This is a genomic window from Aquipuribacter aurantiacus (genome assembly GCF_051216895.1).
GTDB lineage: Bacteria > Actinomycetota > Actinomycetes > Actinomycetales > JBBAYJ01 > Aquipuribacter.
The window spans coordinates 171,686-197,960 of sequence record NZ_JBPKAO010000006.1; the positions used below are offsets into that span (position 1 = coordinate 171,686).

At 74.5% G+C, this 26,275-nt stretch carries 22 protein-coding genes; 2 read left to right on the forward strand and 20 right to left on the reverse strand.

What is annotated here, in order from left to right; translation table 11 throughout:
• Nucleotides 1-2: 2 nt before the first annotated feature.
• From ACR80Q_RS10510 to ACR80Q_RS10590, 17 genes are all read right to left on the reverse strand, one after another.
• Nucleotides 3-326 (reverse strand): DUF2469 domain-containing protein, encoded by a 324-nt coding sequence (locus ACR80Q_RS10510; protein WP_435377553.1) that lies wholly within the window; start codon nucleotides 324-326, stop codon nucleotides 3-5.
• A gap of 44 nt (nucleotides 327-370) precedes the next feature.
• Nucleotides 371-799 (reverse strand): DUF779 domain-containing protein, encoded by a 429-nt coding sequence (locus ACR80Q_RS10515; protein ID WP_435377554.1) that lies wholly within the window; start codon nucleotides 797-799, stop codon nucleotides 371-373.
• Nucleotides 800-927: 128 nt separating this feature from the next.
• Nucleotides 928-2,451: an aldehyde dehydrogenase gene (gene adh, locus ACR80Q_RS10520; RefSeq protein WP_435377555.1), complete on the reverse strand. Its 1,524-nt coding sequence runs from the start codon at nucleotides 2,449-2,451 to the stop codon at nucleotides 928-930.
• Nucleotides 2,452-2,586: 135 nt separating this feature from the next.
• Complete coding sequence (locus tag ACR80Q_RS10525) at nucleotides 2,587-3,834, reverse strand: transcriptional regulator (protein ID WP_435377556.1); 1,248 nt, start codon at nucleotides 3,832-3,834, stop codon at nucleotides 2,587-2,589.
• A 37-nt stretch (nucleotides 3,835-3,871) separates the two neighbouring features.
• Nucleotides 3,872-4,741 carry a ribonuclease HII gene (gene rnhB, locus ACR80Q_RS10530; protein WP_435377557.1) on the reverse strand — a complete coding sequence of 290 codons (870 nt, stop codon included), beginning with the start codon at nucleotides 4,739-4,741 and terminating at the stop codon, nucleotides 3,872-3,874.
• Nucleotides 4,738-5,589, reverse strand: a complete 852-nt coding sequence (gene lepB, locus ACR80Q_RS10535; protein WP_435377558.1) for a signal peptidase I — start codon at nucleotides 5,587-5,589, stop codon at nucleotides 4,738-4,740. Before lepB ends, rnhB begins: the two co-directional genes overlap by 4 nt.
• 133 nt (nucleotides 5,590-5,722) lie before the next feature.
• Nucleotides 5,723-6,106 (reverse strand): 50S ribosomal protein L19, encoded by a 384-nt coding sequence (gene rplS / locus ACR80Q_RS10540; protein WP_435377559.1) that lies wholly within the window; start codon nucleotides 6,104-6,106, stop codon nucleotides 5,723-5,725.
• A gap of 197 nt (nucleotides 6,107-6,303) precedes the next feature.
• Nucleotides 6,304-7,101, reverse strand: a complete 798-nt coding sequence (trmD, locus tag ACR80Q_RS10545) for a tRNA (guanosine(37)-N1)-methyltransferase TrmD (protein WP_435377560.1) — start codon at nucleotides 7,099-7,101, stop codon at nucleotides 6,304-6,306.
• A 5-nt stretch (nucleotides 7,102-7,106) separates the two neighbouring features.
• A complete protein-coding gene (gene rimM / locus ACR80Q_RS10550) occupies nucleotides 7,107-7,661 on the reverse strand; it encodes a ribosome maturation factor RimM (RefSeq protein WP_435377561.1) in 555 nt (184 codons plus the stop codon).
• A gap of 10 nt (nucleotides 7,662-7,671) precedes the next feature.
• Nucleotides 7,672-7,911: an RNA-binding protein gene (locus tag ACR80Q_RS10555; protein WP_435377562.1), complete on the reverse strand. Its 240-nt coding sequence runs from the start codon at nucleotides 7,909-7,911 to the stop codon at nucleotides 7,672-7,674.
• 1 nt (nucleotide 7,912) lies between these two features.
• Entirely contained in the window at nucleotides 7,913-8,509 is a 597-nt protein-coding gene (gene rpsP / locus ACR80Q_RS10560) for a 30S ribosomal protein S16 (RefSeq protein WP_435377563.1), read from the reverse strand.
• A gap of 126 nt (nucleotides 8,510-8,635) precedes the next feature.
• Nucleotides 8,636-9,730 carry an amidohydrolase family protein gene (locus ACR80Q_RS10565; protein WP_435377564.1) on the reverse strand — a complete coding sequence of 365 codons (1,095 nt, stop codon included), beginning with the start codon at nucleotides 9,728-9,730 and terminating at the stop codon, nucleotides 8,636-8,638.
• A 41-nt stretch (nucleotides 9,731-9,771) separates the two neighbouring features.
• Nucleotides 9,772-11,361 carry a signal recognition particle protein gene (ffh, locus tag ACR80Q_RS10570; RefSeq protein WP_435377565.1) on the reverse strand — a complete coding sequence of 530 codons (1,590 nt, stop codon included), beginning with the start codon at nucleotides 11,359-11,361 and terminating at the stop codon, nucleotides 9,772-9,774.
• A gap of 48 nt (nucleotides 11,362-11,409) precedes the next feature.
• The gene (locus tag ACR80Q_RS10575; protein ID WP_435377566.1) at nucleotides 11,410-13,932 is read right to left on the reverse strand and encodes a [protein-PII] uridylyltransferase; all 2,523 of its coding nucleotides are present in this window, start codon (nucleotides 13,930-13,932) and stop codon (nucleotides 11,410-11,412) included.
• 129 nt (nucleotides 13,933-14,061) lie between these two features.
• Nucleotides 14,062-14,400, reverse strand: a complete 339-nt coding sequence (locus tag ACR80Q_RS10580; protein ID WP_435377567.1) for a P-II family nitrogen regulator — start codon at nucleotides 14,398-14,400, stop codon at nucleotides 14,062-14,064.
• Complete coding sequence (locus ACR80Q_RS10585) at nucleotides 14,397-15,731, reverse strand: ammonium transporter (RefSeq protein ID WP_435377568.1); 1,335 nt, start codon at nucleotides 15,729-15,731, stop codon at nucleotides 14,397-14,399. The genes ACR80Q_RS10580 and ACR80Q_RS10585 overlap by 4 nt, the downstream gene beginning before the upstream one ends.
• A gap of 240 nt (nucleotides 15,732-15,971) precedes the next feature.
• Nucleotides 15,972-17,459 carry a helix-turn-helix domain-containing protein gene (locus ACR80Q_RS10590; RefSeq protein WP_435377569.1) on the reverse strand — a complete coding sequence of 496 codons (1,488 nt, stop codon included), beginning with the start codon at nucleotides 17,457-17,459 and terminating at the stop codon, nucleotides 15,972-15,974.
• Between the two features lie 124 nt (nucleotides 17,460-17,583).
• Here ACR80Q_RS10590 and aceA point away from each other — a divergent pair, with 124 nt between their 5' ends.
• Together aceA and aceB are read left to right on the forward strand one after the other, a co-directional pair.
• Nucleotides 17,584-18,966: an isocitrate lyase gene (gene aceA / locus ACR80Q_RS10595; protein WP_435377570.1), complete on the forward strand. Its 1,383-nt coding sequence runs from the start codon at nucleotides 17,584-17,586 to the stop codon at nucleotides 18,964-18,966.
• A gap of 26 nt (nucleotides 18,967-18,992) precedes the next feature.
• Nucleotides 18,993-20,693, forward strand: coding sequence for a malate synthase A (gene aceB / locus ACR80Q_RS10600; RefSeq protein WP_435377571.1), 1,701 nt, complete (start codon nucleotides 18,993-18,995; stop codon nucleotides 20,691-20,693).
• Between the two features lie 75 nt (nucleotides 20,694-20,768).
• Here aceB and ACR80Q_RS10605 read toward each other — a convergent pair whose 3' ends face one another.
• Genes ACR80Q_RS10605 through ACR80Q_RS10615 form a run of 3 tightly spaced genes read right to left on the reverse strand, consistent with a single transcriptional unit; the run spans nucleotide 20,769 to nucleotide 26,229 of the window.
• Nucleotides 20,769-21,158, reverse strand: a complete 390-nt coding sequence (locus ACR80Q_RS10605) for a hypothetical protein (protein ID WP_435377572.1) — start codon at nucleotides 21,156-21,158, stop codon at nucleotides 20,769-20,771.
• Between the two features lie 11 nt (nucleotides 21,159-21,169).
• Nucleotides 21,170-22,426 carry a signal recognition particle-docking protein FtsY gene (ftsY, locus tag ACR80Q_RS10610; RefSeq protein WP_435377573.1) on the reverse strand — a complete coding sequence of 419 codons (1,257 nt, stop codon included), beginning with the start codon at nucleotides 22,424-22,426 and terminating at the stop codon, nucleotides 21,170-21,172.
• A 20-nt stretch (nucleotides 22,427-22,446) separates the two neighbouring features.
• A complete protein-coding gene (locus tag ACR80Q_RS10615; RefSeq protein ID WP_435377574.1) occupies nucleotides 22,447-26,229 on the reverse strand; it encodes an SMC hinge domain-related protein in 3,783 nt (1,260 codons plus the stop codon).
• Nucleotides 26,230-26,275 lie beyond the last annotated feature (46 nt).

A 26,275-nucleotide genomic window follows, 5' to 3' on the forward strand; every position in this document is an offset into this window, starting at 1 on the left:
CTTCAGCCCTCGAAGCCGCCGGTCTTGGGCACCTGGAGGTCGGACTTGGCCATCTCCTCGACGTTGACGTCCTTGAACGTCACCACCCTCACGTCCTTGACGAACCGGGCGGGCCGGTAGAGGTCCCACACCCAGGCGTCCGTGAGGTGGACCTCGAACCACACCTCCCCGCCCTCGCCCCGCGGGGTCACCTGCACGGCGTTGGCCAGGTAGAACCGGCGCTCGGTCTCGACCACGTAGCTGAACAGCCCCACCACGTCGCGGTACTCGCGGTACAGCTCCAGCTCGAGGTCGGCCTCGTACTTCTCCAGGTCCTCCGCGCTCACCACCCCATCGTGGCACCGACCGGGCCGGACGCCTGCCGGCGCGCTCAGCCCATGCCCTCGACCCAGTGCTCCTCGAGCCAGTCGCTCTCGGAGTCGGTGAACAGCCGCGACCGGATGAGGAACCGGACCCCGCGCGGGGCCTCCAGGCTGAACCCGGCACCTCGCCCGGGCACGACGTCGATGGTCAGGTGGGTGTGCTTCCAGTAGGCGAACTGGGGCCGGGACATCCAGACCTCGACGGGCACCTCGAGACCGATGTCGAGGGCGCCGAGCCGGACGTCGCCGTCACCGGTCAGGAACTCCCCCTGCACGAAGCACATCGGGGAGCTGCCGTCGCAGCAGCCGCCGGACTGGTGCACCATCAGCGGCCCGTTGTCCTCGGTCAGCTCCCGCAGCAGCCCGGCCGCGGCCTCGGTGAGGTCGACGCGACGGACCTCGACGGTGGGGGTATCGGTGCCGGTGGGACTGCTCATGGGACTCCTTCGTCGCCGGTGCTCCACGGTACGGCCGCCCCCGCGGGCCCGCGAGGGACGGCGAGGCTCCCGGCGTCGACGGGGCGGCCGCCGACGCCGGGAGCGTCGTCAGGGGTGGGACGTGCGGATCAGAAGAAGCCCAGCTTGGTCGGCGAGTAGCTGACCAGCAGGTTCTTCGTCTGCTGGTAGTGGTCCAGCATCATCAGGTGGTTCTCGCGCCCGATGCCGGACTGCTTGTACCCGCCGAACGCCGCGTGGGCGGGGTAGTCGTGGTAGCAGTTCGTCCACACCCGGCCGGCCTTGATGTCGCGCCCGGCCCGGTAGGCGGTGTTGATCTCGCGCGACCAGACGCCCGCTCCCAGGCCGTACAGGGTGTCGTTGGCGATCTCGATGGCGTGGTCGTAGTCGCGGAACGACGTGACCGACACGACCGGGCCGAAGATCTCCTCCTGGAACACCCGCATGCTGTTGTTGCCGTCGAAGATCGTGGGCGTCATGTAGTAGCCGTCCGTCAGGTCGCCACCCAGGTCGGCCCGCTCCCCGCCGGTCACGATGCGGGCGCCCTCGGCCTTCCCGATCTCGATGTAGCTGAGGATCTTCTCCAGCTGGTCGTTGCTGGCCTGCGCGCCCATCATCGTGTCGGTGTCCAGGGGGTTGCCCTGCACGATGTGCTTGACCCGCTCCGTCGCGTCGGCGATGAACTTGTCGAAGATCGACGCCTGGATCAGGCCGCGGCTGGGGCAGGTGCAGATCTCGCCCTGGTTGAGGGCGAACATCGTGAAGCCCTCGAGGCACTTGTCGTAGAAGTCGTCGTCGGCGCGGGCGACGTCCTCGAAGAAGACGTTGGGGCTCTTGCCCCCCAGCTCCAGGGTGACCGGGATCAGGTTCTGGCTGGCGTACTGCATGATCAGCCGGCCTGTGGTGGTCTCACCGGTGAAGGCGACCTTGGCCACGCGGCTGCTGCTGGCCAGGGGCTTGCCGGCCTCCACGCCGAAGCCGTTGACGACGTTCAGCACGCCGGCCGGCAGCAGGTCGCCGATGAGGTTCATCAGCAGCATGATCGAGGCGGGGGTCTGCTCGGCCGGCTTGAGCACCACGGCGTTGCCGGCCGCGAGCGCGGGGGCGAGCTTCCAGGTGGCCATGAGGATCGGGAAGTTCCACGGGATGATCTGGGCGACCACGCCCAGCGGCTCCTTGAAGTGGTAGGCGACCGTGTCGTCGTTGATCTGCGACAGCGCGCCCTCCTGCCCGCGCAGCACACCGGCGAAGTAGCGGAAGTGGTCGACGACCAGCGGCATGTCGGCGGCGAGCGTCTCGCGCACGGCCTTGCCGTTGTCCCAGGTCTCGGCGACGGCGAGCATCTCGAGGTTGTCCTCGATGCGCTGGGCGATCTTGTTGAGGACGATGGACCGCTCGGCGGGCGAGGTGCGGCCCCAGGCGGGGGCGGCCTTGTGGGCGGCGTCGAGCGCCAGCTCGACGTCCTCGGCGGTGCTCTGGGCGATCTCGGTGAAGGTCCTGCCGTTCACCGGGCTCGGGTTCTCGAAGTAGCGGCCCTTGACGGGGGCGACCCACTCACCACCGATGAAGTTGTCGTACCTGCTGTCGTAGCTGACGACGCTGCCCTCGGTACCGGGCGCGGAGTAGACGGTCATGCGAGGTCTCCTTCTCGTGCGGACGGCACCCTTGCCGTCCGTCCGCACCGTAGGCACCCCACGTTGCACGGGCGTTGCACCGGCGTCCGCCCGGCCCGTGCACCGACCGGGCGCCCCCCGCCCGCGGACGGGCGGTCAGCCCTCGTCGACCAGCGCGGCCAGGTGCGCCGTGACCTGGGCCCGGCGCGGGGAGCCGTACGGCAGCTCGCGCAGCAGCCGCTGCCACACCTCCAGGTCGTCCCGGCCCTGCGTGGACGCCCAGCGCCACAGCGTGTCGGTCGACCCCGCTCGCAGGACGCTGCCGCGGAGGCTGCCCTGCAGCTCGTGCCGGGCCCGGGTGACCACCGGCGCCTCGGAGGTCGGCAGCACCGGCCCGCCGTAGAGCTCGAGCGCACGCCGGTGGCTGCCGCGGGCCAGGGCCGCGGCGACGTCGTCGGCGTCGCTGCGCACCTCGACCAGCAGCCGGTACGGCCGGGTGCCGATCGCCTCGACGCCCAGCAGCCGACGCAGCACCGCGCGCAGCCGTGACACCTCCGCCCGCACGGTCACCGGCGACAGGCGGCCCTCGCTCAACGACTCCGCCAGGACGTCACCGCCGACCCCGTTGTCGTGCCCGGCCAGGACGAGCAGGATCTCCGCGTGCCGGGGCGTGACGGCGTGGGCCCGCCCGGCGACGTGCACCAGGGGCTGGTCGACGCCGAGGACCTGCAACCACGCCGATCGCACGGGGACCGGCGCCTCCACCGGTGGTCGCGCTCCCAGGTCGGCCTCCACCACGGCCACGGCGGCCCGCACGAGCGCGAGCGCGTAGGGCGAGGCGACCTCGGGACCACCCGACAGGTCGACTGCGCCCACCACGTCGCCGGTGACCGGGTCGTGGACGGGGGCGGCCGAGCAGGACCACTGGTGCACAGGGGTGGCCCAGTGCTCGCCGGAGCTGATCTGCACCGCGGAGCCGACGGCCAGCGCCGTACCCGGGGCGTTCGTGCCGGCGTGCGCCTCGTCCCAGCGGGCCCCCGGGGTGAAGCCCAGCGACTCCATCCGCGTCCGGACGGCCCGGTCGCCGCGCACGTGCAGCAGCCGGCCGGCGGCGTCGGAGACGGCCAGCACGTGCGGGTCGTCGGAGGTGTCCAGCAGCATCCGGTCGAGCAGCGGCACGGCCGCGGTCAGCGGGCTGGCGCGCCGCAGCTCGGCCAGGGTGTCGTCGTCGACGTCGACGTCCAGCGCCGGGTGGTCCGGGTCGACCCCGGCCGCCTCGCAGCGGCGCCACGAGTCGTGCACCAGCGGACGCACCTGGGCGGCTCGGTCGGGGCGGGTCTGCCACTGCTCGTGCGCACGGCGCGTGGCAGCGACATCGGTGTCGCTGGGTGCGGCCTGGTGCACCGGTCCTCCGCTTCGCCGGGGAGGTTGCTGGTCGTCCTCACCAGTCTCGCACGGCGGTGGCCGGGGGCCCCGGCGAGTGCGAGGACTGCCCCTCACCGGGCCCGGGGTCACCCGGTTGCGGGTCGCGTCCGTCGTCGCCGTCGCCGTCGCGCCGCCCCGGCAGGCGCCAGGAGCGACGGTGCCAGCCGCACGGCCCGTGCTCCAGCAGCGCCGACAGGTGCTCCGGCGCGCTGTACCCCTTGTTGTCCTGCCAGCCCCAACGGCGGTCGCGCTCCCCCAGCTCGCTCATCATCCGGTCCCGCTCGACCTTGGCCAGGACCGACGCCGCGGCCACGGCCGCGCACCGGCGGTCGGCCTTGGGCATGAGGTCGACCGGCGGAGCGCTCGCCGCCAGGGTGACCAGCTCGTCGGGTCCGGCAGGCGCCTGCGGCTCGAACGCGTCGAACAGCGTCTCCTCGCGCGGGACGGGGAACGGTCGGTGCAGCCAGTCGTAGGTGCCGTCCAGCAGCACCCGCTCCGGCGACGCCCCCAGCTGGGCCAGCGCCCGCAGACCGGCGACCCGGAGGGCGACGAGGATCCCCCACGCGTCGATCTCGTCGTTGTCCGCGTGCCCGACGGCCCAGGCCGGGGCCCACCGGGCCAGCAGCGGGAACAGCCGCTCCCGCTCCGCGGGGCTCAGCCGCTTGGAGTCGTCCAGCCCCGCGGGCGCGCTGCGGGTGGCGGCGTCGACCACGACCACGCCGACGCTGACCGGGCCGGCCAGCGCACCCCGCCCCACCTCGTCCATGCCGCCCACCCGGACCAGGCCGTGGCTGCGCATCGCGGCCCGTGCGAGCCGGAGCGACGGCCGCCCCGCCGGCTCGGCGCCGGCAGCGGACCGACGGGCCACGGGGACGGCGGGGCTCATGAGACCCCTTCGACCCCGCCGACCTCGTCGAAGATGCCCTCGGGGGTCCGTAGCGGGGCGAACCGGTCGAACGGCCACATGACCAGGACGGCTCGGCCCACCACGTGGTCCAGGGGGACCATGCCCGCGCCCGGCTGGCCGAGCTGGTAGCGGGAGTCCTCCGAGACCGACCGGTGGTCGCCCTGCACCCACATCCGCCCCTCGGGCACCTCGACGCTGAACTCGATGGTGGACGGGACGTCACCGGTGAACAGGTAGGGCTCGTCGACCGGCACGTCGTTGACCAGGAGGCGGCCGTCGGGGTCGCAGCAGGCGACGGTGTCCCCCGGCAGGCCGATGACCCGCTTGATCAGGTGCTCACCGGAGTTGGCCGGCAGCAGGCCGACGAAGGTCAGCGCCCGCACGACGACCGATGGCTCGTCGGTGGCCACCGGCAGCCAGCCCCCCGGGTCGACGAAGACCACGACGTCCCCGCGCTCGAGGGTGCCGGGGCCGGGCTCGAGCTTGCTGACCAGCACGCGGTCCCCGACCAGCAGGGTCGACTCCATCGACTCCGACGGGATGAAGAACGGCTGGACGAGGAACGTCTTGACGAGCACGGCGATGACCAGGGCGATGACGACCGTCACGCCGATCTCGCGCAGGTCCCGCCAAAGCCGGTTCCAGGCCGAGCTTCGTCGACGCCCGGTCGAGGCCGCGACAGCGGTCCGGGCACCGTCCTCGTCGCCCGAGGCGGCCACCCGGTCCCCGTCGGGTGGCGGGGCGGGGACCCCGGCGTCGTCGGCGAGGTCCTGCCGGTCCGGTCCGCCCTGCTCGCCGGGGCTGGAGGGTCGACCCCGGTCCGGCACGCGCTCTCCTCGACTGGTGCGCACCTGGGGACGGCGCGCGAACTCCTGGCGCTCACCGTACCTGCAGCCCGGTGAGGGACCCCCCGGCCCCGGCGCCGATCAGGTCGTGCCCCCGAGGGGGCACGACCCGGTCTCACTTGGCGGTGGTGGCCTTCGCGGCGGCCTTGGGGACGTCGACGCGACGCTCGCGGATGCGGGCCTTCTTGCCGCGCAGGTCGCGCAGGTAGTAGAGCTTGGCGCGACGCACGATGCCGCGGCTGGCGACCTCGATCTTGTCGAGCACCGGGCTGTGCAGCGGGAACGTGCGCTCGACGCCGACACCGAAGCTGATCTTGCGGACCGTGAAGGTCTCGCCGATCCCGCCGCCGTGACGACGGATGACGACGCCCTGGAAGACCTGGACCCGGGAGCGGGTGCCCTCGACGACCTTCACGTGGACCTTGACGTTGTCCCCGGCGCGGAACTCGGGGATGTCGGTGCGCAGGCTTGCTGCGTCCAGGTTGTCCAGGGTGTTCATGCGTGCCTTCCCGGTCGGTGCCACAGGCCACCGGCCTTGCCGGGCGGGGCCCGGCGTCATCGAGGTGCGAGTCTGGGTGTGCGGGCCACCAGGGCCCGTTCGGCCGGTGTCCCCCTGCGGCAGGTGGACCGGCAACCGCTAGAGGATGCCACAGCCGGGGCCGCCGACGTGAATCGTCCGGCGCCCGCCCGACCCGCTCAGGCCGGTGGCACCAGGTGCTCGCCGTCCACCGACCACCCCAGGCCGGCGAGCACGGCCAGGTCGCCGCGGTCCAGACCGGTCGCCGGGGCGGCGCGCAGCAGGTCGGGGCGACGCTGCGCGGTGCGGCGCAGTGACTCGTCGCGGCGCCAGCGGGCGACCTTGGCGTGGTCACCGCTGGTGAGCACCTCGGGCACGGCCCGCTCGCGCCAGACGGCGGGTCGGGTGTACGCGGGCGCCTCGAGGAGGCCGTCGCTGTGGGACTCCTCGACGACGCTGGCGGCGTTGCCCAGCACGCCCGGCAGCAGGCGGCCGACGGCCTCGACCAGCACCAGGGCCGCCGCCTCTCCGCCGGCCAGCACGTAGTCGCCGATGCTGACCGGGGTCACCTCGTGGTGCTCCGCCGCGTCGTCCAGGACCCGTTCGTCGATGCCCTCGTAGCGACCGCAGGCCAGCACGAGCCACGGCTGGGCGGCCAGCTCGTGGGCCATCGCCTGGTCGAACCGACGCCCCGCCGGTGACAGGACCAGCAGGTGGGGTCGGGCCTCGGGAGCCAGCCGCGGTCCCCCCTCGGCGCGGACGTGCTCCAGCGCCTCCGCCCACGGCTGCGGGGTCATCAGCATGCCGGCCCCGCCGCCGAACGGTGAGTCGTCGACCGTGCGGTGCACGTCGTGGGTGAAGTCCCGCAGGTCGTGCACGGCGAGGTCGATGAGGCCACGCTCCACGGCCCGGCCGATCAGCGACAGCCGCAGCGGGGCCAGGTAGTCGGGGAAGACGGTGACGACGTCGACGCGCACGAGGCTCAGTCCTGCTCGGGCGGCAGCCCGGGGAACAACCCGCCGGGCGGGTCCACGACCACGTGGCCCGCGGCGACGTCGACGACGGGCACCAGGGCGGTGACGAACGGCACCAGGACGTCCCCGGCGCCGGTGTCGACCACGAGCAGGTCCTGGGCCGTGCCGCTCTGCAGCGCCGTGACCGTGCCCAACGCGTGGCCGTCCGGGGTCTGCGCGCGCAGCCCCACCAGGTCCTCGACCGGCCAGGCGTCGTCCTCGGGCTCGTCCGCGGCGGCGTCGACGAGCAGCGTGACGTCACGCAGGGCCTCGGCGTCCTCCCGGCTGGTGACGTCCTCGAAGCGCAGCACCCACCGGTCGGTGTGCGTGCGGGCGGCGGCCAGGACCAGGGCGCCCACGTTCGGGTCGGTCAGGAACCAGGCTCCTGGGACGAACCGGCCCCGGGCGTCGTCGGTGCGGACGGCGACGGTCAGCTCGCCCTTGAGACCGTGGGGACGACCGAGGCGGCCGACCACGAGCAGGTTCTGCTCGGGCTCGGCCGCCCCGTGAGGTGCGGTGTCCACGTGCCGGGTGTCAGCGGCCGTCGAGGTCGACGATGTCCACGCGCACCGGACCGGAGTCCGACAGCGCGTTGACGACCGTGCGCAGCGCGGTGGCGGTGCGACCCGCCCGACCGATGACGCGGCCGATGTCGTCGGGGTGGACCCGGACCTGCACGAGCGGTCCGCGACGGTTGTCGCGCTCGACGACGGTCACGTCCTCGGGGTGCTCGACGATCCCGGTCACCAGGTGCTCGACGACATCGGCCAGCACGTCAGGACTCCTCGGCCTTGGGGGCCTCGTCAGCCTTGGGCTCCTCGGCCTTGGGGGCCTCGTCAGCCTTGGGCTCCTCGGCCTTGGGGGCCTCGTCAGCCTTGGGCTCCTCAGCCTTGGGGGCCTCGTCAGCCTTGGGCTCCTCAGCCTTGGGGGCCTCGTCAGCCTTGGGCTCCTCGGCCTTGGGCTCCGCGGCGGGGGCCTCGGCCTTGGCGGCCTTCTTGCGCGGGGTGGTCGCGTCGGCGGCCAGGTCGGACTTGGCGTCGCGCATGGCGGCCTCGTAGGCCAGCTTCTTGTCCGGCTTGGGGTCCTTGACCCGCAGGGTGCCCTCGGTGCCGGGCAGGCCCTTGTGCTTCTGCCAGTCACCGGTGATCTTCAGCAGCGCAGCGACCTGCTCGGTCGGCTGGGCGCCGACGCCGAGCCAGTACAGCGCACGCTCGGAGTCGATCTCGATGAGCGAGGGCTCCTCGGTCGGGTGGTACTTGCCGATCTCCTCGATCGCCCGGCCGTCACGGCGGGTGCGGGAGTCCGCGACGACGACGCGGTAGTACGGGGCGCGGATCTTGCCGAGGCGCTTGAGACGGATCTTGACTGCCACGAGGGGTTGTTCTCCTGAGTCTGTGTGGTCGCTCGACCGGTGGCCGTGGTGGGGACCCGGGCCCGGTCGGGCAGATGGACTCGCGTCGTCTCGGTGAGAGGGGCCGGGACGGGCGGGTACAGCCGTCTAGTGTGCCACGACGACACGGCCGCCGAGGACGACCGCACGCGGTCTGCGCAGGGTGGAAGGGTCCACGACCGGGTCCTCGGCGAGCACGAGCAGGTCGGCGCGGGCGCCCTCGAGGAGACCGTCACGGCCCAGCCACGACCGTGCCGCCCAGCTGGCGGCCCCGACGGCGGTCGCCGCGGGCAGCCCGGCCTCCACGAGGGCGGCCACCTCCTCCGCGACCAGGCCGTGCGGCAGCGTCCCGCCCGCGTCGGTGCCCACGTACAGCGGGACGCCCGCCTCGTGCAGCGACCGGACCGTCTCGTGGCGCCTCGCGTGCAGCGCCCGCATGTGCGCCGACCAGGTGGGGAACTTCGCCTCGCCGGCGGCCGCGAGGTCGGGGAACGTGGCGATGTTGACCAGCGTCGGGACGACCGCCACACCCTGGCGGGCGGCGGCCTCGACCGTCGCCGCGGTGAAGCCCGTGCCGTGCTCGATGCCGTCGATCCCCGCGGCCAGCAGGTCCGGCAGGCTGTCCTCGCTGAAGCAGTGGGCCGTCACCCGCGCCCCCGCGTCGTGGGCGGCGGCGACCGCCTCCACCAGCACGTCGGCCGGCCAGCACGGGGTGAGGTCGCCGACCCCGCGGTCGATCCAGTCCCCCACGAGCTTGACCCAGCCGTCACCGCGGGCGGCCTGGTGGCGGACCTCCTCGACCAGGTCGCCCGGTTCGATCTCCACCGCGTAGTCGCGGATGTAGCGACGGGTGCGTGCGATGTGACGGCCGGCGCGGATGATGCGCGGCAGGTCGTCACGGTCGTCCATCCAGCGGGTGTCCGCCGCCGACCCGGCGTCGCGGACCAGCAGCGTGCCGTGGTCGCGGTCGGTGAGCGCCTGGGCCTCGGCCGTCGCCCGGTCCACCGCGCCGTGGGCGTCCAGCCCGATGTGGCAGTGCGCGTCGACCAGGCCGGGCAGGACCCAGCCGTCCAGGCGCCGGACGTCGCCCCCGGGTGCGGTCGGCCGGTCGAAGGTCACCCGGCCGCCCAGCACCCAGGCCTGCTCGCGCACCTTCTCGGCGTCGACGCGCACGGGCCCGGTCAGGTGCAGCACGTCGCTCATGCTCGGCCGCCGTCGGTCATCGGTGCTCGGCCGTCCGCGTGTCAGCGGCCGCCGAAGGCGTCTCGGAAGCCCTCGGGCAGCGCGCTGGGGTCGACCTGGTCGCCCCGGGCCGGTGCACCGAGACCGAACGACGAGCCCGCGGGGGCCTGGGTGGGCGCGGCGGGCAGGCCCGCGGCCTCGGCGGCGCGCTTGGCCGGGTTGCCGGAGCGGGAGCCCTTGGTGCGCTGCTGCTGCTGCTTGCCCTTGCCCTTCTTGCCGCGCTTGCCCGGGCCGATCCCGCCCATCCCCGGCATGCCGCCGGGCATCCCGGGCAGGCCCGGCATGCCGCCGCCGGACCGCATCTGCTTCATCATCTTCTGCGCCTGGGTGAACCGCTCCACCAGGCCGTTGACGTCGCTGACCTGGGTGCCGGAGCCCTTGGCGATGCGCATCCGCCGCGAGCCGTTGAGCAGCTTGAGGTCCTCGCGCTCGGCGGGGGTCATCGACCGGACGATGGCCTCGACCCGGTCCAGCTCGCGTTCGTCGAACTGCTCCAGCTGCTCCTTCATGTCCCCCATGCCGGGGAGCATCTTGAGCATGTTCTTCAGCGGGCCCATCTTGCGGACGGCCTGCATCTGGTCGAGGAAGTCGGTCAGGGTGAAGTCGTCGCCCCGCTGGAGCTTGTCCGCCATCTTGGCGGTCTGATCGGCGTCGAAGGCCTTCTCGGCCTGCTCGATCAGGGTGAGGACGTCACCCATGTCGAGGATCCGCCCGGCCATCCGGTCGGGGTGGAAGACCTCGAAGTCGGTGAGCTTCTCACCGGTGGACGCGAACAGGATCGGGCTGCCGGTGACCGTGACCACGCTCAGCGCCGCACCGCCGCGGGCGTCGCCGTCGAGCTTGGTCATGACGACGCCGGTGAGCGAGACGCCCTCGTCGAACTGCTTGGCGGTGTCGACCGCGGACTGCCCGATCATCGCGTCCAGGACGAACAGCACCTCGTCGGGCTGGACGGCGTCGCGGATGTCGGAGGCCTGCTGCATCAGGTCGGCGTCGACGCCCAGGCGACCGGCGGTGTCGACGACGACGACGTCGTGGCCGCGGCTGCGGGCGTGCTCGACGCCCCGGCGGGCGACGTCGACGGGGTCGCCGACGCCGTTGCCGGGCTCGGGGGCGAAGACCGCCACCCCGGCCCGTTCCGCGTTGACCTGCAGCTGCGTGACGGCGTTGGGCCGCTGCAGGTCCGCCGCGACCAGGACGGGGCTGTGGCCCTGCTCCTTGAGCCAGTGCCCGAGCTTGCCGGCCAGGGTCGTCTTGCCCGCGCCCTGCAGGCCCGCGAGCATGATCACGGTCGGCGGGTTCTTGGCCAGGCGCAGCCGCCGGGACTCCCCGCCGAGGATCGCCACGAGCTCCTCGTTGACGATCTTGACGACCTGCTGGCCGGGGTTCAGGGCCTTGCTGACCTCATCGCCCAGGGCGCGCTCGCGCACCGACGCGGTGAACGCGCGCACGACGGGCAGCGCCACGTCGGCGTCCAGCAGCGCCAGGCGGATCTGGCGCACGGTCGCGTCGACGTCGGCAGGGCTCAGCCGGCCCTTGCCCCGGAGGGTCTTGAACGTCGAGGTCAGTCGGTCGGAGAGAGAGGCGAACAACGCGGGTTCCTCAGCAGTCGGTGGTGTCCGGCCAGGGTAGCCGTGCCGTCAGGCCTGCCCGCCCGTGCTCGCGGCGAGCTCGGGGTCGGCGGCCTCCACGAGCGCCGCGACGACCACCCCCACCCGCGGTGGGCTCAGGGGCAGACCGGTGCCGGCCTCGACCACGTAGAGCACGTCGACGGCCTGCCCGGCGTGGGTGGCGACGTGGGCGGAGCGGATGTCGACGCCCCGTTCGAGCAGGGCCCGCCCCAGCCCGGCGAGCAGGCCGGGGCGGTCCTGGGATCGGACCTCCAGGACGGTGGCCGACTGGCTGGCGTCGGGCACGACGACCACGGCGGGGCGGTCGTTGGCCGGTCGCCGCAACCGGTGCGAGGCGTCCCGACGGGCCAGCCGCTCCAGCACGGTCGTGTCACCGGCCTCCAGCCGCTGCAGGTCCACCCGCAGGACGGCGGGCGAAGGGACCTCGCCGGACGCCTCGACCCACCAGGTGTCCACGGCCGTGCCCTGCAGGGTCCGCACCAGCGCCGAGCGCACCCCGAGCCGGTGCACGGCCAGGACCCCGGCGATGTCGGCGAACAGGCCGGGCCGGTCCGCCGTCACGACGGTCACCGCCAGCAGCCCCTCGAGCTCGCTGACGTGCACCTGGCAGCCGCCGACCTCGCGGGCCGCGTCCACCAGCGCCGCCTCGGCGTCGGTCAGCGGCGCCGGGCCGGGGGCGCTGTCGCCGCGCAGCAGCGCCCGGGCCCGGGCGACCAGGTCGTCCACCAGCCGGGCGCGCCAGGGGCTCCAGGCCGCGGGTCCCGCGGCCAGCGCGTCGGCCTCGGTGAGGGCCCGGAGCAGGGTCAGCACGTCGCCGCGGCCGCCGACCGCGGCGACCAGGGCCTCGACCGTCGTCGGGTCGTCGGGGTCACGGCGGGTGGCCAGCTCGACCAGGGTCAGGTGCTCCAGCACCAGCCGCTCGACCACGTCGCAGTCCGCGACGGAGAACCCCATGCGCTCGACCACCGCCCGGGCCAGTGGTGCCCCGGCCCGGGAGTGGTCCCTCACGCCGGGCCGCTTGCCCAGGTCGTGCAGCAGGCAGGCGAGCAGCAGCAGGTCGGGTCGGGACACGTCGCGCAGGAACCCGTGGGCCTCCACGCAGGTCTGCACCTGGTGCCGGTCGACCGTCCAGCGGTGGACGGCGTTGCGCTGCGGCCGGTTGCGCACCGGGGCCCACTCCGGCAGCCAACGCGTCACCAGGCCCTGCAGGTCCAGCGACTCCCACACCCCGGGCAGGTGCTCGCCGGAGGCCAGCAGCTCCACGAAGGCCTCCCGCGCCGAGCCCGGCCACGGCTGCGGCAGGTCGGGCGAGGCCTCGCCCAGGTGCTCGGTCGTCACCGGGCTGAGCGGCAGACCCGCCCGCGCGGCCGTCGCCGCCGCGCGCAGGGCCAGCGCCGGGTCGTCGGCCGGGTTGGTCCCGGCCCCCAGGACCAGCTCGCCGTCGTGCTCGACCAGGCCGTGGCCGAGCGCGCGCAGCCGTGGCCGTCGCGGCCCGGGACGCCACCGCCGCTGCGGCAGGGACTGGCGCGCGCGCCGGACGGTGGTGTCCACCGCGTGGGCGATCGACCGACCGGACTGGGCCACCTGCTGCAGCAGGTCGTCGGCGTCGTCGAGGTCGAGCACGGCCGACACGGCGTCCTGTTCCGCCAGCCCCAACCGGTCACCGGGCCGGCCCGTCACCATCTGCAGCGCGTCCCGGGCGTCCAGCAGGAACGTGTGCGCGGCCTCGATGTCGGCGCCGTGGGGCCGGTCGGTGAGCCACGACGCGGCCAGGGCCCGCAGCGTGGTGACGTCCCGCAGGCCGCCGCGGGACTCCTTGAGGTCTGGCTCCAGCAGGTAGGCCACGTCGCCGTGGCGCCCCGCGCGCTCGGCCAGGCCGTCCAGCACCTGCGGCAGCCGTCGCCGGGCCGAGGCGCGCCAGTCCTGGAGCAGGACGGTGCGGGCGTGGGACACCAGCGAGGCGTCCCCGGCGACCAGGGTCAGGTCGAGCAGGCCCACGGCGGCGGCCAGGTCACCGGCGGCCACCTCACGGCACTGCGCGATGGTGCGGACGGAGTGGTCCAGGCGCAGCCCCGCGTCCCACAGCGGGTACCAGAGGGCGTCGGCCAGGTCCCCCAGCCGGTCGACGGGCAGGCGGCGCCCCTCGTGCAGCAGCAGCAGGTCGACGTCGCTGGCGGGGCCCGCGTCACCGCGCGCCAGGCTGCCGACCATGGCCAGGGCCACCCCGGGCGGCCCCTGGACGTCGACCACGCCGGAGTCCTCGTCGCCGTCCCCGGACATGCCGCCCGGGTCCGGGGCCCGCTCGGCGTCGGCGCCGCGCGGCGTCGGCTCGGCCGCCTCCCCGAGACCGGTCCTGACCAGGGCCCGGTGCCACACCTGCTGCAGGCGGGACACGACCAGGTCGCTGTGCGCCCGGCGACGTCGGGGCCCGGGCAGGGTCGACCGCACCGAGGCGGCCAGCAGGTCCTTGCCGAGGTCCCGGGGCAGGTCCCCGGGCTGACCCGGTGCCCCGGTCGTGCGTGTGCCGCTCATCGCTGCTCCTCCCCCTGCTCACGTACCTGCACCCCGGCGTCGGGCCGTGGGTGCGGCCCCGGCACCAGGATGCGCCGGCGCGGGTTGCCACGCGCCGGCGCATCCTGGCTGGTCGGGGACCTCGGGAGGTCAGATCGCGTCGACCCCGCGCTCCCCCGTGCGGACCCGGACGACCTCGTCGACCGGGCTGGCCCACACCTTGCCGTCACCGATGCGACCGGTCTGGCTGGCCTTGACGATGACGTCGACGACGTCGGCGGCGGCGGCGTCGTCCACCAGGACCTCGATCCGGACCTTGGGCACCAGGTCGGAGGTGTACTCCGCGCCCCGGTAGACCTCGGTGTGGCCGCGCTGGCGGCCGTAGCCGGACGCCTCCGACACGGTCATGCCCTGGACCCCGAACGCCTCGAGGGCGTTCTTCACGTCGTCGAGCTTGTGCGGCTTGATGACTGCGGTGATGAGCTTCATGCGGAGACCTCCGACTTGGACGACGAGGACGACTTCGGGCTGAAGCCCCGGGCGCCGATGCCGCTGAACTCGTACGCGGACTCGGCGTGCTCCGTCGCGTCGATGCCCTCGGCCTCGGCCTCCTCCGTGATGCGGAAGCCCATGGTTTTCTGGATCAGGAACCCGATGACGAGCGTCATGACGAAGGAGTAGGCGAGGACGGCGAACGCACCGCCGGCCTGGCGGGGCAGCAGCTCCAGGCCACCGCCGTAGAACAGGCCCGCGGGGTAGCCGTCGTAGGCCGCGGCGACCGACGGGGCGGCGAAGAACACGATGAGCAGGGTGCCGACGAGGCCACCCACCAGGTGCACGCCGACCACGTCGAGCGAGTCGTCGAAGCCCAGCCTGTACTTCAGGCCCACGGCGAAGGCGCAGACCACGCCGGCGATGAGGCCGATGAAGATGGCGCCGACGGGCGTGACCGCACCGCAGGCGGGGGTGATGGCGACGAGGCCCGCCACGACGCCGGAGGCCGCCCCCAGCGAGGTGGACTTGCCGTCGCGCAGCCGCTCGACCACGAGCCAGCCGAGGATCGCGGCACCGGTGGCGACCAGGGTGTTGACCCACACGTAGGCGGCGATGCCGTCGGAGGTGAGGAAGCTGGCGCCGTTGAAGCCGAACCAGCCGAACCACAGCAGACCGGCGCCCAGCATGACCAGGGGCAGGTTGTTGGGCCGCATCGGCTCCTTGCCGAAGCCCTTGCGCTTGCCGAGCACGATCGTCAGCGCGAGCGCCGCGGCGCCGGCGTTGATGTGGACCGCGGTGCCGCCGGCGAGGTCGATGGCCTCGATGCCGTCGGCGATCCAGCCGCCCTCGCCGTCCTGGAACGCGAACACCCAGTGCGCGACCGGGAAGTACACGACGGTGGCCCAGATGCCGGCGAACACCATCCAGGCGGAGAACTTGGCGCGGTCGGCGATCGCGCCGGAGATCAGCGCGACGGTGATGATGGCGAAGACGGCCTGGAACGCGGCGAAGGCGATGTCCGGGTACGTGCCGACGACCATCTCCTCCCCCGCCAGCTGGTCGGCGTCGGGCATGAGGCCCGCGAAGCCGAAGTACTCCGTCGGGTCACCGACGAGGCCTCCCTGGCTGGTGCCGAAGGCCACCGAGTAGCCGTACAGCACCCACAGGACGCTGATGAGCCCGAGCGCGCCGAAGCTCATCATCATCATGTTGAGGACGCCGCGGTGGCGGTTCATGCCGCCGTAGAACATCGCGAGGCCTGGGGTCATGAGCAGCACCAGAGTGGCGCTGGTCAGGATCCAGGCGGTTGTGCCCGTGTCCACCATGTGGTTGTCACCTTCCGAGTCGCGGGACGGCGCAGGGGTCGGTCCCGTGCCGATCAGTGCGCCCAAGGTGGCGTCCGGGTGTTTCGTCGCCCGCCGTGCCCGGTTACAGGCACGTGACGAGCGGGCCCCGGATGTGAAAGGTGCGTGACACGGGAACCGATCACGCATGCCCGTCGCACGTTCGGTCACGGGTACCGGTCGGCGGCGGCCGACCGGTACCGACGCCGTCCCGGGGCCGGCTCAGCCCACGCCGTCGTGCGCCTGGAGGAACTCGTAGACCTCGGTGTCGTCGACACCGGGGAACGTGCCCGGCGGCAGCGTGGCCAGCAGGTGGCTCTGGGCGCGCGCGCTCGGCCAGGCGTAGCCGCCCCAGCGCCGTGACAGCTCCGCGGGCGGGCGACGGCAGCAGGTCGGGTCGGGGCAGCGCGAGGTGGACCGCTCGGTCGTCTCCCGCCCCCGGAACCACTTGACGTGCGCGTACGGCACGCCGACGGCGACCGAGAAGTCGTCGGTGTCGTCGGCCCCGGCCCCGGGCCGCCGGTCGACGTGGGCGGTGCACCAGTACGTCCCGGTCGGGGTGTCGGTGTACTGCCGGTACGGCGCCGAGCCGTCGGTGGCACCGAAGACCACCCGCACCGTCCAGTGCCGGCACACGGTCTGCCCCTCGATGGCCCCGGTGGCGTCGGTGGGGAACCGGACCCCGTCGTTCTCGTAGGCCTTGTGGATGACGCCGCTGCGGTGCACGCGCATGAAGTGCACCGGCAGGCCCAGGTGCCGGGTGGCCAGGTTGGTGAAGCGGTGGGCGGCGGTCTCCTGCGACACGGCGTAGGCGTCGCGCAGGTCCTCCACGTCCAGCTCACGGCGGGCCTTGGCCCCGGCGAGCAGCGGGACGGCGGTCCGTTCGGGGACCATCAGGGCCGCCGCGAAGTAGTTGGACTCGACCCGCTGCCGCAGGAAGTCGGCGTAGCCGTCGGGGTCGCTGTGGCCGAGCACGAAGTGCCCGAGGGTCTGCAGCACCACGGTGCGCGCGTCGTGGCCGAGCCCGTTGGCGTCCAGCGGCACGTACAACCGGGAGTTGCGCAGGTCGGTGACCGAGCGCACCGACCGGGGCAGGTCGTCGACGCGGTGGACGGTGAAGCCGAGGTGGGCGGCGAGCTCGGCGATCACGCGCTGCGACAGCGGTCCCGCGCCGTGGCCGACCGCGCGCAGCAGCCCGTCGGCGGCCTGCTCGATGTCGGGGTAGTAGTTGTCCCGGGCCCGCATCTGCTCCCGCAGCTCCCGGTTGGCGCGCCGGGCCTCCTCGGGCGTCGCCGCCATCTCCGTGGCCCGGCGGACCAGCTCGGAGTGCATGCCGACCAGGGCCTCGAGCACCTCCGTCGAGGTGCGGGGGCCGACCTTGACCTCGGGCAGGTGCAGCGAGGCGTACAGCGGGCTGCGCTGCACCCGCTCCCACGCGATCTCCAGCGCCGCGCGTCGGCTGGGCGGCTCGGCGCCCAGCAGGTCCTGCACCCCCACGCCCAGCGCGTCGGCGAGCGCGCGGAGCAGGTCGAGCTTCGGCTCGCGGCGACCGTTCTCCACCAGCGACAGCTGCGAGCCGGCCCGGCCGACGGCCGCACCGAGCTGCTCCAGCGTCCAGCCCTTCTCCCGGCGCAGGTGGCGGACGCGACGACCGACCGTCAACGCGTCGGAGGTGGACGAAGTGGCGGAGGTCACGTCGATGGCGCTCATCTTGTTGACGATAGCGAAGGAATCGCGATTCTTGCCCAGAAGATGTCGTGGTTCTCGCCCGGACGGGAGCGGAGAGTCCTCTCACCGGGTCCACGGTGGCCCCGGAGCACACGAGGAGATGACCATGACCACCACGTTCCCCACCCCGACCGGAGCCGGCCAGGAGCACGCGGCGGAGGTCGCCGCGGGGACCCCGGTCACCAGCCCGACCCCCACGCGCCCCCTCGACCCCACCCTCCCCAGCGCGACCGAGCTCGCCCACGAGTGGGCCACCGACCCCCGCTGGGCCGGCATCGAGCGGACGTACACCGCCGAGGACGTCGTCCGGCTGCGGGGCCGGGTCACCGAGGAGCACACCCTGGCCCGCCGCGGCGCCGAGCGGCTCTGGCAGCTGCTGGCGGAGCGGACCTACGTGCCCGCCCTGGGCGCCCTGACCGGCAACCAGGCCGTCCAGATGGTCCGCGCCGGCCTCGAGGCGATCTACCTGTCCGGCTGGCAGGTCGCGGCAGACGCCAACCTGTCGGGGCAGACCTACCCCGACCAGTCCCTGTACCCGGCCAACTCCGTCCCCGCCGTGGTCCGGCGGATCAACAACGCCCTGCTGCGCGCCGACCAGATCGGCCACCAGACCGGTGAGACCGACGGTCCCGCGGACTGGCTGGCCCCGATCGTCGCCGACGCCGAGGCCGGTTTCGGCGGCCCCCTCAACGCCTTCGAGCTGATGAAGCAGATGATCGCCTCGGGGGCGGCGGGCGTGCACTGGGAGGACCAGCTCGCCAGCGAGAAGAAGTGCGGCCACCTGGGCGGCAAGGTGCTGGTCCCCACGCAGCAGCACATCCGCACCCTGAACGCGGCCCGCCTCGCCGCGGACGTGTCCGGCACCCGCACCCTGGTCGTGGCCCGCACCGACTCCCTCGCCGCGGACCTGCTGACCAGCGACGTCGACGAGCGCGACCAGCAGTTCTGCACCGGCGAGCGCACCGCGGAGGGCTTCTACCGGGTCCGCAACGGCATGGACCCGGTGGTCTCCCGGGTGCTGGCCTACGCCCCCTACTCGGACCTGATCTGGGTCGAGACGGGCACCCCGGACCTGGAGCAGGCCCGCGTCGTCGCCGAGGCGGTCCACGCCGAGCACCCCGGCAAGATGCTGGCCTACAACTGCTCGCCCAGCTTCAACTGGAAGGCCTACCTGGACGACGAGACCATCGCGAAGTTCCAGCGCGAGCTGGCCGCGATGGGCTACCGGTTCCAGTTCATCACCCTGGCCGGCTTCCACGCCCTCAACCACTCGATGTTCGACCTGGCCCATGGCTACGCCCGGCGCGGCATGAGCGCCTACGTCGAGCTGCAGCAGGCCGAGTTCGACTCCGCCGACCGCGGCTACACCGCGGTCAAGCACCAGGCCGAGGTCGGCACGGGCTACTTCGACGCCGTGGCGACGGCCCTCAACCCCACCGGCTCCACGCTGGCGCTGACGGGGTCCACCGAGTCCGAGCAGTTCCACTGAGCCCGCAGAGCAGACGAGGGACCACCATGACGCTCACCGAGATCTCCCACGACGCCCGCTCCCCCCGGGCCACCCGCGTCGACGTGCTCGGCCCGGTCCGTCCGGGCTTCGAACGCATCCTCACCCCCGAGGCGCTGGAGTTCGTCGGCCGCCTCGACCAGGCGTTCGCCGAGCAGCGCTGCGAGCTGCTGGCGGCCCGGGCCCGTCGCCGGGAGGCGCTGGAGGCGGGCGCCGACCTGGGGTTCCGCACCGACACCCGGTGGATCCGAACCGACCCCAGCTGGAAGGTGGCCCCGCCCGCCCCGGGCCTGGTCGACCGCCGGGTCGAGATCACCGGGCCGACCGACGCCAAGATGACGATCAACGCCCTGAACTCCGGGGCGCGGGTGTGGCTGGCCGACCTCGAGGACGCGACCAGCCCGACCTGGGACAACGTCGTCGGCGGGCAGCTCAGCCTGCTCCAGGCCAGCCTGGGCGAGCTGACCTACGACTCCCCCGACGGGCGCCACTACGAGGTGACGGGCGACGCGGACGGGCGCACCCCGACCGTCGTGGTCCGCCCGCGCGGCTGGCACCTGCCGGAGAAGCACCTGCGCATCGACGGCCGGCCGCTGTCCGGGGCCCTGGTGGACCTGGGGCTGTACCTGTTCCACTGCGGCCGGCTGCAGCTGCAGGCCGGGCGCGGGCCGTACTTCTACCTGCCCAAGCTCGAGAGCCACCTCGAGGCCCGGCTGTGGAACGACGTCTTCGTCACCGCGCAGGCCCTGCTCGGCATGCCTCGCGGCACCATCCGGGCCACGGTGCTCATCGAGACGCTGCCGGCCGCGTTCGAGATGGAGGAGATCCTCTACGAGCTGCGCGAGCACGCCGCAGGGCTGAACGCGGGCCGCTGGGACTACATCTTCTCCGTCATCAAGACCTACGGCACGCGAGGCGGGGACTTCCTGCTGCCGGACCGCGCGGACGTCACCATGACCGCGCCGTTCATGCGGGCCTACACCGAGCTGCTGGTCGCGACCTGCCACAAGCGTGGCGCGCACGCGATCGGCGGGATGGCCGCCGCCGTGCCGGACCGCTCGGACCCCGAGCGCACGGCGGCGGCCGTGGCCAAGGTGCGCGCGGACAAGCAGCGGGAGGCCGCCGACGGGTTCGACGGGTCCTGGGTCGCCCACCCGGGCCTGGTTGACACCTGCCGCGAGGTCTTCGACGGCGTGCTCGGTCACCGGCCCAACCAGGTCCACCGGCACCGTCCCGAGGTGGCCGTCACCGCGGCCGACCTGCTGGACGTCGCATCCACGCCCGGTGAGGTCACGGCCGCGGGGCTGCGCCAGAACGTCTCGGTCGGCCTGCACTACCTGGCCGCCTGGCTGGGCGGGCGGGGAGCCGTGGCGCTGCACGGGCTGATGGAGGACGCGGCCACGGCCGAGATCTCGCGCTCGCAGGTGTGGCAGTGGCTCCACGAGGAGGTCACCCTGGCCGACGGCGGGACGGTGACGCCCGAGCTGGTCACGGCCCTGCTGGCCGAGGAGCTGACCGCGGCCACCGCCGCGGGCGGTGACCCCGACCGGTTCGCCGCCGCCGCCGAGCTGCTCCGGGAGGCGATGCTCGCCGAGCGGATGCCCTCGTTCCTCACCACCCGGGCCTACGCCCGGCACCTGGTCACGCTGGTGGAGCCGGTGGCCGACCCGGCCGCCGACGTGCTGGACCTGACCGGCTGCGCCGCCTGAGACGGCCCCGGCGTCGGGACGTCACCGGGGACGACCTCGGCGCCGGGACCCGGTCGGACCGGGCGGGTCGTCTGCTCAGCGCAGACGGCCCGCCCGGTGCAGCACCCGCAGGATGCGCCAGCCGACCGTGACCACCACCGCCGCGACACCGGTCGCCACCCGGACCAGGGCCCACACGGCCGGGTCGTCCACGACGAGCAGCAGGACGCCGGGCAGGACGAGCCCGCCCAGCCCGGCCAGCACGAACAGGCGGATCATCCACCGCCGCGGCGCCCCGCCGAGCAGCGGCTCGTCATCGCGCCGGGAGCCGAGGACCTCGCCGGGGACCGGCTCGCGGGCCCGACCGTCCTCGCCGGACCGACCGTCCTCGCCGGACCGACCGTCCTCGCCGGACCGACCGCCCTCGCCGGGCGGGTCGTCGTCCCCGCCGCCCCGCTGGCGCGGCAGGCCTCCTCCGCCCGGCACGGGTCCGGCCCCTAGTCCAGCAGGGCGTCCACGAACGCCTCGGCCTCGAACGGGGCCAGGTCGTCGGCGCCCTCGCCCAGCCCGATCAGCTTGACCGGGACACCGAGCTCGCGCTGCACGGCCACGACGATGCCACCCTTGGCCGTGCCGTCCAGCTTGGTCAGGACGATGCCGGTCACCTCGACCGCCTCGGCGAACACGCGGGCCTGGGTGAGGCCGTTCTGGCCCGTGGTGGCATCCAGGACGAGCAGGACCTCGTCGACCGGGCCGTGCCGCTCGAGCACCCGCTTCACCTTGCCCAGCTCGTCCATCAGGTCGCGCTTGTTCTGCAACCGGCCGGCGGTGTCGACCAGCACCACGTCGGCCTGAAGGTCCACCCCGGCCTTGACGGCGTCGAACGCCACGGCGGCGGGGTCGGCGCCCTCGACGTCGGAGCGCACGGTCGGCACCCCGACCCGCTCGCCCCAGGTGGTCAGCTGCTCGGCGGCCGCGGCGCGGAAGGTGTCGGCCGCGCCCAGCACGACGTCCTTGTCCTGCGCCACGAGCACCCGGGCCAGCTTGCCGACCGTGGTGGTCTTGCCGACGCCGTTGACCCCGACGACCAGGACGACCGCGGGCCGGTGGGGCCCGTCGCCGGGCGTCGGCGACACGGCGAGGCTGCGGTCGAAGGTCGGGTCCACGGCCCTGACCAGCTCGCTGCGCAGCAGGGCCCGGACGTCACCGCCGCCCTCGGCCGCCAGCCGGCTGCGCAGCCGCTCGACGAGCTCCAACGAGGGACCGGTGCCCAGGTCGGCCCCGATCAGGGTCTCCTCGATCTCCTCCCAGGTCGCCTCGTCGACGGTGTCCTTGCTGAGCAGGGCCAGCAGCCCCTTGCCGATGGCGTTGTTGGACCGGGCCAGCCGGGCGCGCAGACGACCGAGCCGGCCGAGGACCGGGTCGGGGGTGTCCAGCGACGGGGCGTCGGCCACCGGCACGTCGAGGACGTCGGGGCCGACCGCGTCGGGCAGCGCGATCGTCTGCACGTCACGTCGGGGGGTGTCGACGGGCTCCCCGGCGTCGTCGCCGACCCCGGGGGCGTAGTCCACGCCCGGGCGCGGGCGCTCCTCGGTCGTGGTGGTGCCGCCGGGGCGGCGGCCGCGACGCAGCAGGCCGACGACGAGCCCGATGATGACGGGGACGCCCAGCGCGCCGCCCACGACGAGCCAGGTGGTCTCGTCGGGCGACAGGGCCGACAGCGCGAGCAGGTCCGTGGTGGTGGTCTCAAGCACGGGCCCAGTCTGTCAGCGCCTCAGCCCACCTCGCGCAGCCGCTGGCTGACCACCATCGACACGCCGTCGCCCCGCATGCTGACGCCGTAGAGCGCGTCGGCGGCCTCCATGGTCCGCTTCTGGTGCGTGACGACCAGGAGCTGGCTGGACTGCCGCAGCTCCTCCATCAGCACCAGCAGACGGCCCAGGTTGGCGTCGTCGAGGGCGGCCTCGATCTCGTCCAGGACGTAGAACGGGCTGGGCCGGGCCTTGAACAGGGCCACCAGGAACGCCAGCGCCACCAGGGTCCGCTCGCCGCCCGACAGCAGGCTCATCCGCTTGACGGTCTTGCCGGCCGGGCGGGCCTCGACCTCGATCCCGGTGGTGAGGATGTCATCGGGCTCGGTCAGGACGAGCCGTCCCACGCCCCCGGGGAACAGTCGGGGGATGATCTGCTCGAACTCGCGGGCGGTGTCGGCGTAGGCGGCGCTCACCACCTGCTCGACCCGCTCGTCGACGTCGCGGATGATGCCGAGCAGGTCCTTCTTGCTGCTGGACAGGTCCTGCTGCTGCTGCAGCAGGAACCGGTGCCGCTCCTCCAGCGCCGTGTACTCCTCCATCGCCAGCGGGTTCACGGTCCCCAGCTCGGCCAGGCCCCGCTCCGCCGCCCGCAGCCGACGCTGCTGCCGGGTGCGGTCGAAGGGCTCCGTGGTGGGCTCGGGCGGCTCCTCGCCGTCCGGGAGCGGCCGGTCGTCCAGGACGGGCACCGGCACCGCGGGCCCGTACTGCTCGACCAGGGCGTCGGCGTCCAGGCCGTGCTCGTCGCGGGCCAGCTCGACCAGCTGCTCCAGGCGCAGCCGCTGCTCGGTCCGGGCCAGCTCCTCCGCGTGCGAGGCCTCGACGAGCCGCGAGTGCTCGGCGGTGAGGGCCTGCACGGTCGCCGCGGCGTCACGGGCGGCCCGCTGGACCTCCTCCCGGGCCCGGCGCGCGGCCGACTCCCCGGCCTGGACGCGTTCCAGCACCCGGGCGGCGGCCTCCACCGCGTGCGAGGCGTCGGTCAGCACGTCGCGGGCCTCGGCCGCGGCCCGGACCCGGCGGGCCTGCCGCTCGGCCTGGGCGGCCTGCTCGGCCCGGGCACGCTCGAGCGCCCGCGTCGCGGCCTCGGCCCGTTCGGCGGCGGCCCGGGCGCGTTCCTCCGCCGTGCGCGCTCCCAGCCGGGCCTCGGTCTCGGCCTGACGGGCCCGACGCGCGTGCTCCTGCAGACCGGCGACGTCGCGCGGGCCCGGGCCGGGCCGGTCCTCGTCGGGCCGGTGCTCCTCGGGCCCGCCGGCGCCCGGCTGGTCGTCGTCGGGCCGGTCCTCGGGCTCGGCGCCGCCCGGACCACCGCCGGACCCCTCGTCCGTCGCCACCTCGGCCGCCAGCTCCTCCGCCTCGGCCTGCGCCAGGGCCGCCTCCGCGGTGGCCAGCTCCGCTCCGTAGCCCGCCCGGCGGGCGGCGATCTGCTCGGCCCCGGCGCGGGCCCGGTCGGCCTCGTCGGCCGCGGCACGGACCTGCGCGGACACCGCACCCAGCTGCTCCGCCAGGGCGCTCATCCGGGCGTCGAGGGCCGACCGGTCGGCCTCGGCGACGTCGAGGGCCGCCTTGGCGGCGTCGGCCACCTCGCGGGCGGCCCGGACGGACTCGCGGGCCCGCGCCAGCACCTTCTCGGCCTCGACCAGCTCCCGCTCGGCGTCGTCGAGCACGGCCTGGCGCTCGATCAGGGACGGGGCCGCCCCGGACCCGCCGCGCAGCGCGTCCACCGTCAGCACGTCACCGATCATCGTGACGACGACCAGCGCGTCCGCCGCCCCGCCGGCGGCCTCGAGCAGCGAGCGCCCCTGGGCCAGGTCGGCCACGACGACCGTGCGGGCCAGCCGGTGCCGGGCCCAGACGGCGACCGGCCCGTCCCCGACGACCAGGTCGGCCGCCGGCCGGGCGCCGTCGGGCAGGTGGACGTCGTCCAGCTCACCCAGCCCGGGCAGGGTGCTGTCCTGGGCGTGCGGCGTGGCGCCGGGGACGACCAGGGCCACCCGGCCGCCGTCGACGTCGTGCAGCCGCTCGACCGCGGTGGTGGCGTCGGCCAGCGAGGTCATGGCGACCGCGTCCGCGTCGGGTCCCAGCGCCGCGGCGAGCGCGTGCTCGTGACCCGGTTCGACCCGCAGCAGCGAGGACAGCAGCCCGACCACGCCCTCGCCCCGCTCCAGCACCGCGGCGGTGGCGTCGACCGGGACGGTCGTGGAGGCGAGCGCGTCGCGTCGGGCCAGCAGGGCCGCCCGCTCCCGCTCGGCGACGCGTTCCCCGGACTCGACCTCCCGCAGGGCGTCGGCGGCCACGGAGTGCAGGGCCACGGCCCGCTCGTGCGCGGCCACGGCGCGGGCCACCGGGTCCTGCTCGACGGACGGCGACCCGTCGCCGCCGGACCCGTCGCTGCTGGACCCGTCGCTGCCGGACCCGTCGCCGCCGGACCCGTCGCCCGCGCCCTCGCGGCGCAGCTCCTCGAAGCGGGCCGCGGCGTCCCGGCGGCGTCCCTCGGCCTCCGCCAGGGTCCGGGCGACGCGCTCGGCCTCGGCGTCGGCGGACTCGCAGCGGCCCCGCAGGGTGGACACCGTGCCCCGCAGCCGGGCGATCGCCTCGGAGCGGCGGGCCCGCTCGGCCGCGTTCTCGCGCGCCGCGCGCTCGGCCTGCTCGTGGGCCTTCTCGGCCCGCGCCCGACGCTCGCCCGCCAGCTCCAGCGCCGTGTGGGCGCCGGCCACCTCCTCGCCCAGCGTCCCGGCCTCCGCCGCGGCCCGCCCGGCCGCGGCCGCCAGCTCGTCGAGGTCGAACCCACCCGTGTGACCCGGCTCGGCGAGCAGCCGGGCCCGTTCGTCGGCGACGCGGGCGATGGCCCGCAGCCGGTCGTTCACGGTGCGGGCACGGCCCAGCTGCTCGGCCCAGGCGTAGGCGCGGGGCCGGACCCGGGAGTCCTCCGCGGCGGCCGTCGCGGCCGCCTGCTCGGCGTGCCCCAGCCGGGCGGCGACGTCGGCGAGGCGCTGGGCCGCCGGGCCGGGCCCGTCGTGGCCACCGAGGGCGCCACGGGCCGCGGCCACGTCGTCGGCCAGCAGCCGCAGCCGGGCGTCCCGCGCGTCGGCCGCGATCCGGCGGGCCCGCCGCGCCGTCTCCGCCTGCCGGCCCAGCGGCCTCAGCTGACGCGAGATCTCGGCGGTCAGGTCGGACAGCCGGACGAGGTTGCCGTCCATCGCCGCCAGCTTGCGCAGCGCCTTCTCCTTGCGCTTGCGGTGCTTGAGGACGCCGGCCGCCTCCTCGACGAACGCGCGACGCTCCTCCGGGGTCGCCTGCAGGACGGCGTCGACGCGGCCCTGCCCCACCACCACGTGCAGCTCGCGGCCGATCCCGGCGTCGCCGAGCATCTCCTGCACGTCCAGCAGGCGGCAGGACCGCCCGTTGATGGCGTACTCGCTGCCCCCGGCCCGGAACATCGTCCGGGTCACCGACACCTCGGCGGTGCCCTCCCCGATCGCGCCGTCGGAGTTGTCGAAGGTCAGCACCACCTCCGCCCGGCCCAGCGGCGCCCGGGTGGCCGTCCCGGCGAAGATGACGTCGGCCATGCTGCCGCCGCGCAGCGTCCGGGCCCCCTGCTCACCGAGGACCCACGCGATCGCGTCCACCACGTTGGACTTGCCCGAGCCGTTCGGACCCACCACGCAGGTGATGCCCGGCTCGAGGCGCAGCGTCGTCGCCGACGCGAACGACTTGAAGCCGCGCAGGGTCAGCGAGGACAGGTACACCGGGGCGAGGGTAGTCGGCGCGTCGCGCGCCGGGGCCCTGCCGTGC

Excerpts from the sequence above, each read along its gene's own strand:
- ACR80Q_RS10515 (WP_435377554.1), bottom strand. The coding sequence starts at position 799 with ATGAGCAGTCCCACCGGCACCGATACCCCCACCGTCGAGGTCCGTCGC.
- adh (WP_435377555.1), bottom strand. The coding sequence starts at position 2,451 with ATGACCGTCTACTCCGCGCCCGGTACCGAGGGCAGCGTCGTCAGCTAC.
- rnhB (WP_435377557.1), bottom strand. The coding sequence starts at position 4,741 with ATGAGCCCCGCCGTCCCCGTGGCCCGTCGGTCCGCTGCCGGCGCCGAG.
- rplS (WP_435377559.1), bottom strand. The coding sequence starts at position 6,106 with ATGAACACCCTGGACAACCTGGACGCAGCAAGCCTGCGCACCGACATC.
- ACR80Q_RS10565 (WP_435377564.1), bottom strand. The coding sequence starts at position 9,730 with ATGAGCGACGTGCTGCACCTGACCGGGCCCGTGCGCGTCGACGCCGAG.
- ACR80Q_RS10575 (WP_435377566.1), bottom strand. The coding sequence starts at position 13,932 with ATGAGCGGCACACGCACGACCGGGGCACCGGGTCAGCCCGGGGACCTG.
- ACR80Q_RS10580 (WP_435377567.1), bottom strand. The coding sequence starts at position 14,400 with ATGAAGCTCATCACCGCAGTCATCAAGCCGCACAAGCTCGACGACGTG.
- ACR80Q_RS10585 (WP_435377568.1), bottom strand. The coding sequence starts at position 15,731 with ATGGTGGACACGGGCACAACCGCCTGGATCCTGACCAGCGCCACTCTG.
- ACR80Q_RS10590 (WP_435377569.1), bottom strand. The coding sequence starts at position 17,459 with ATGAGCGCCATCGACGTGACCTCCGCCACTTCGTCCACCTCCGACGCG.
- aceA (WP_435377570.1), top strand. The coding sequence starts at position 17,584 with ATGACCACCACGTTCCCCACCCCGACCGGAGCCGGCCAGGAGCACGCG.
- aceB (WP_435377571.1), top strand. The coding sequence starts at position 18,993 with ATGACGCTCACCGAGATCTCCCACGACGCCCGCTCCCCCCGGGCCACC.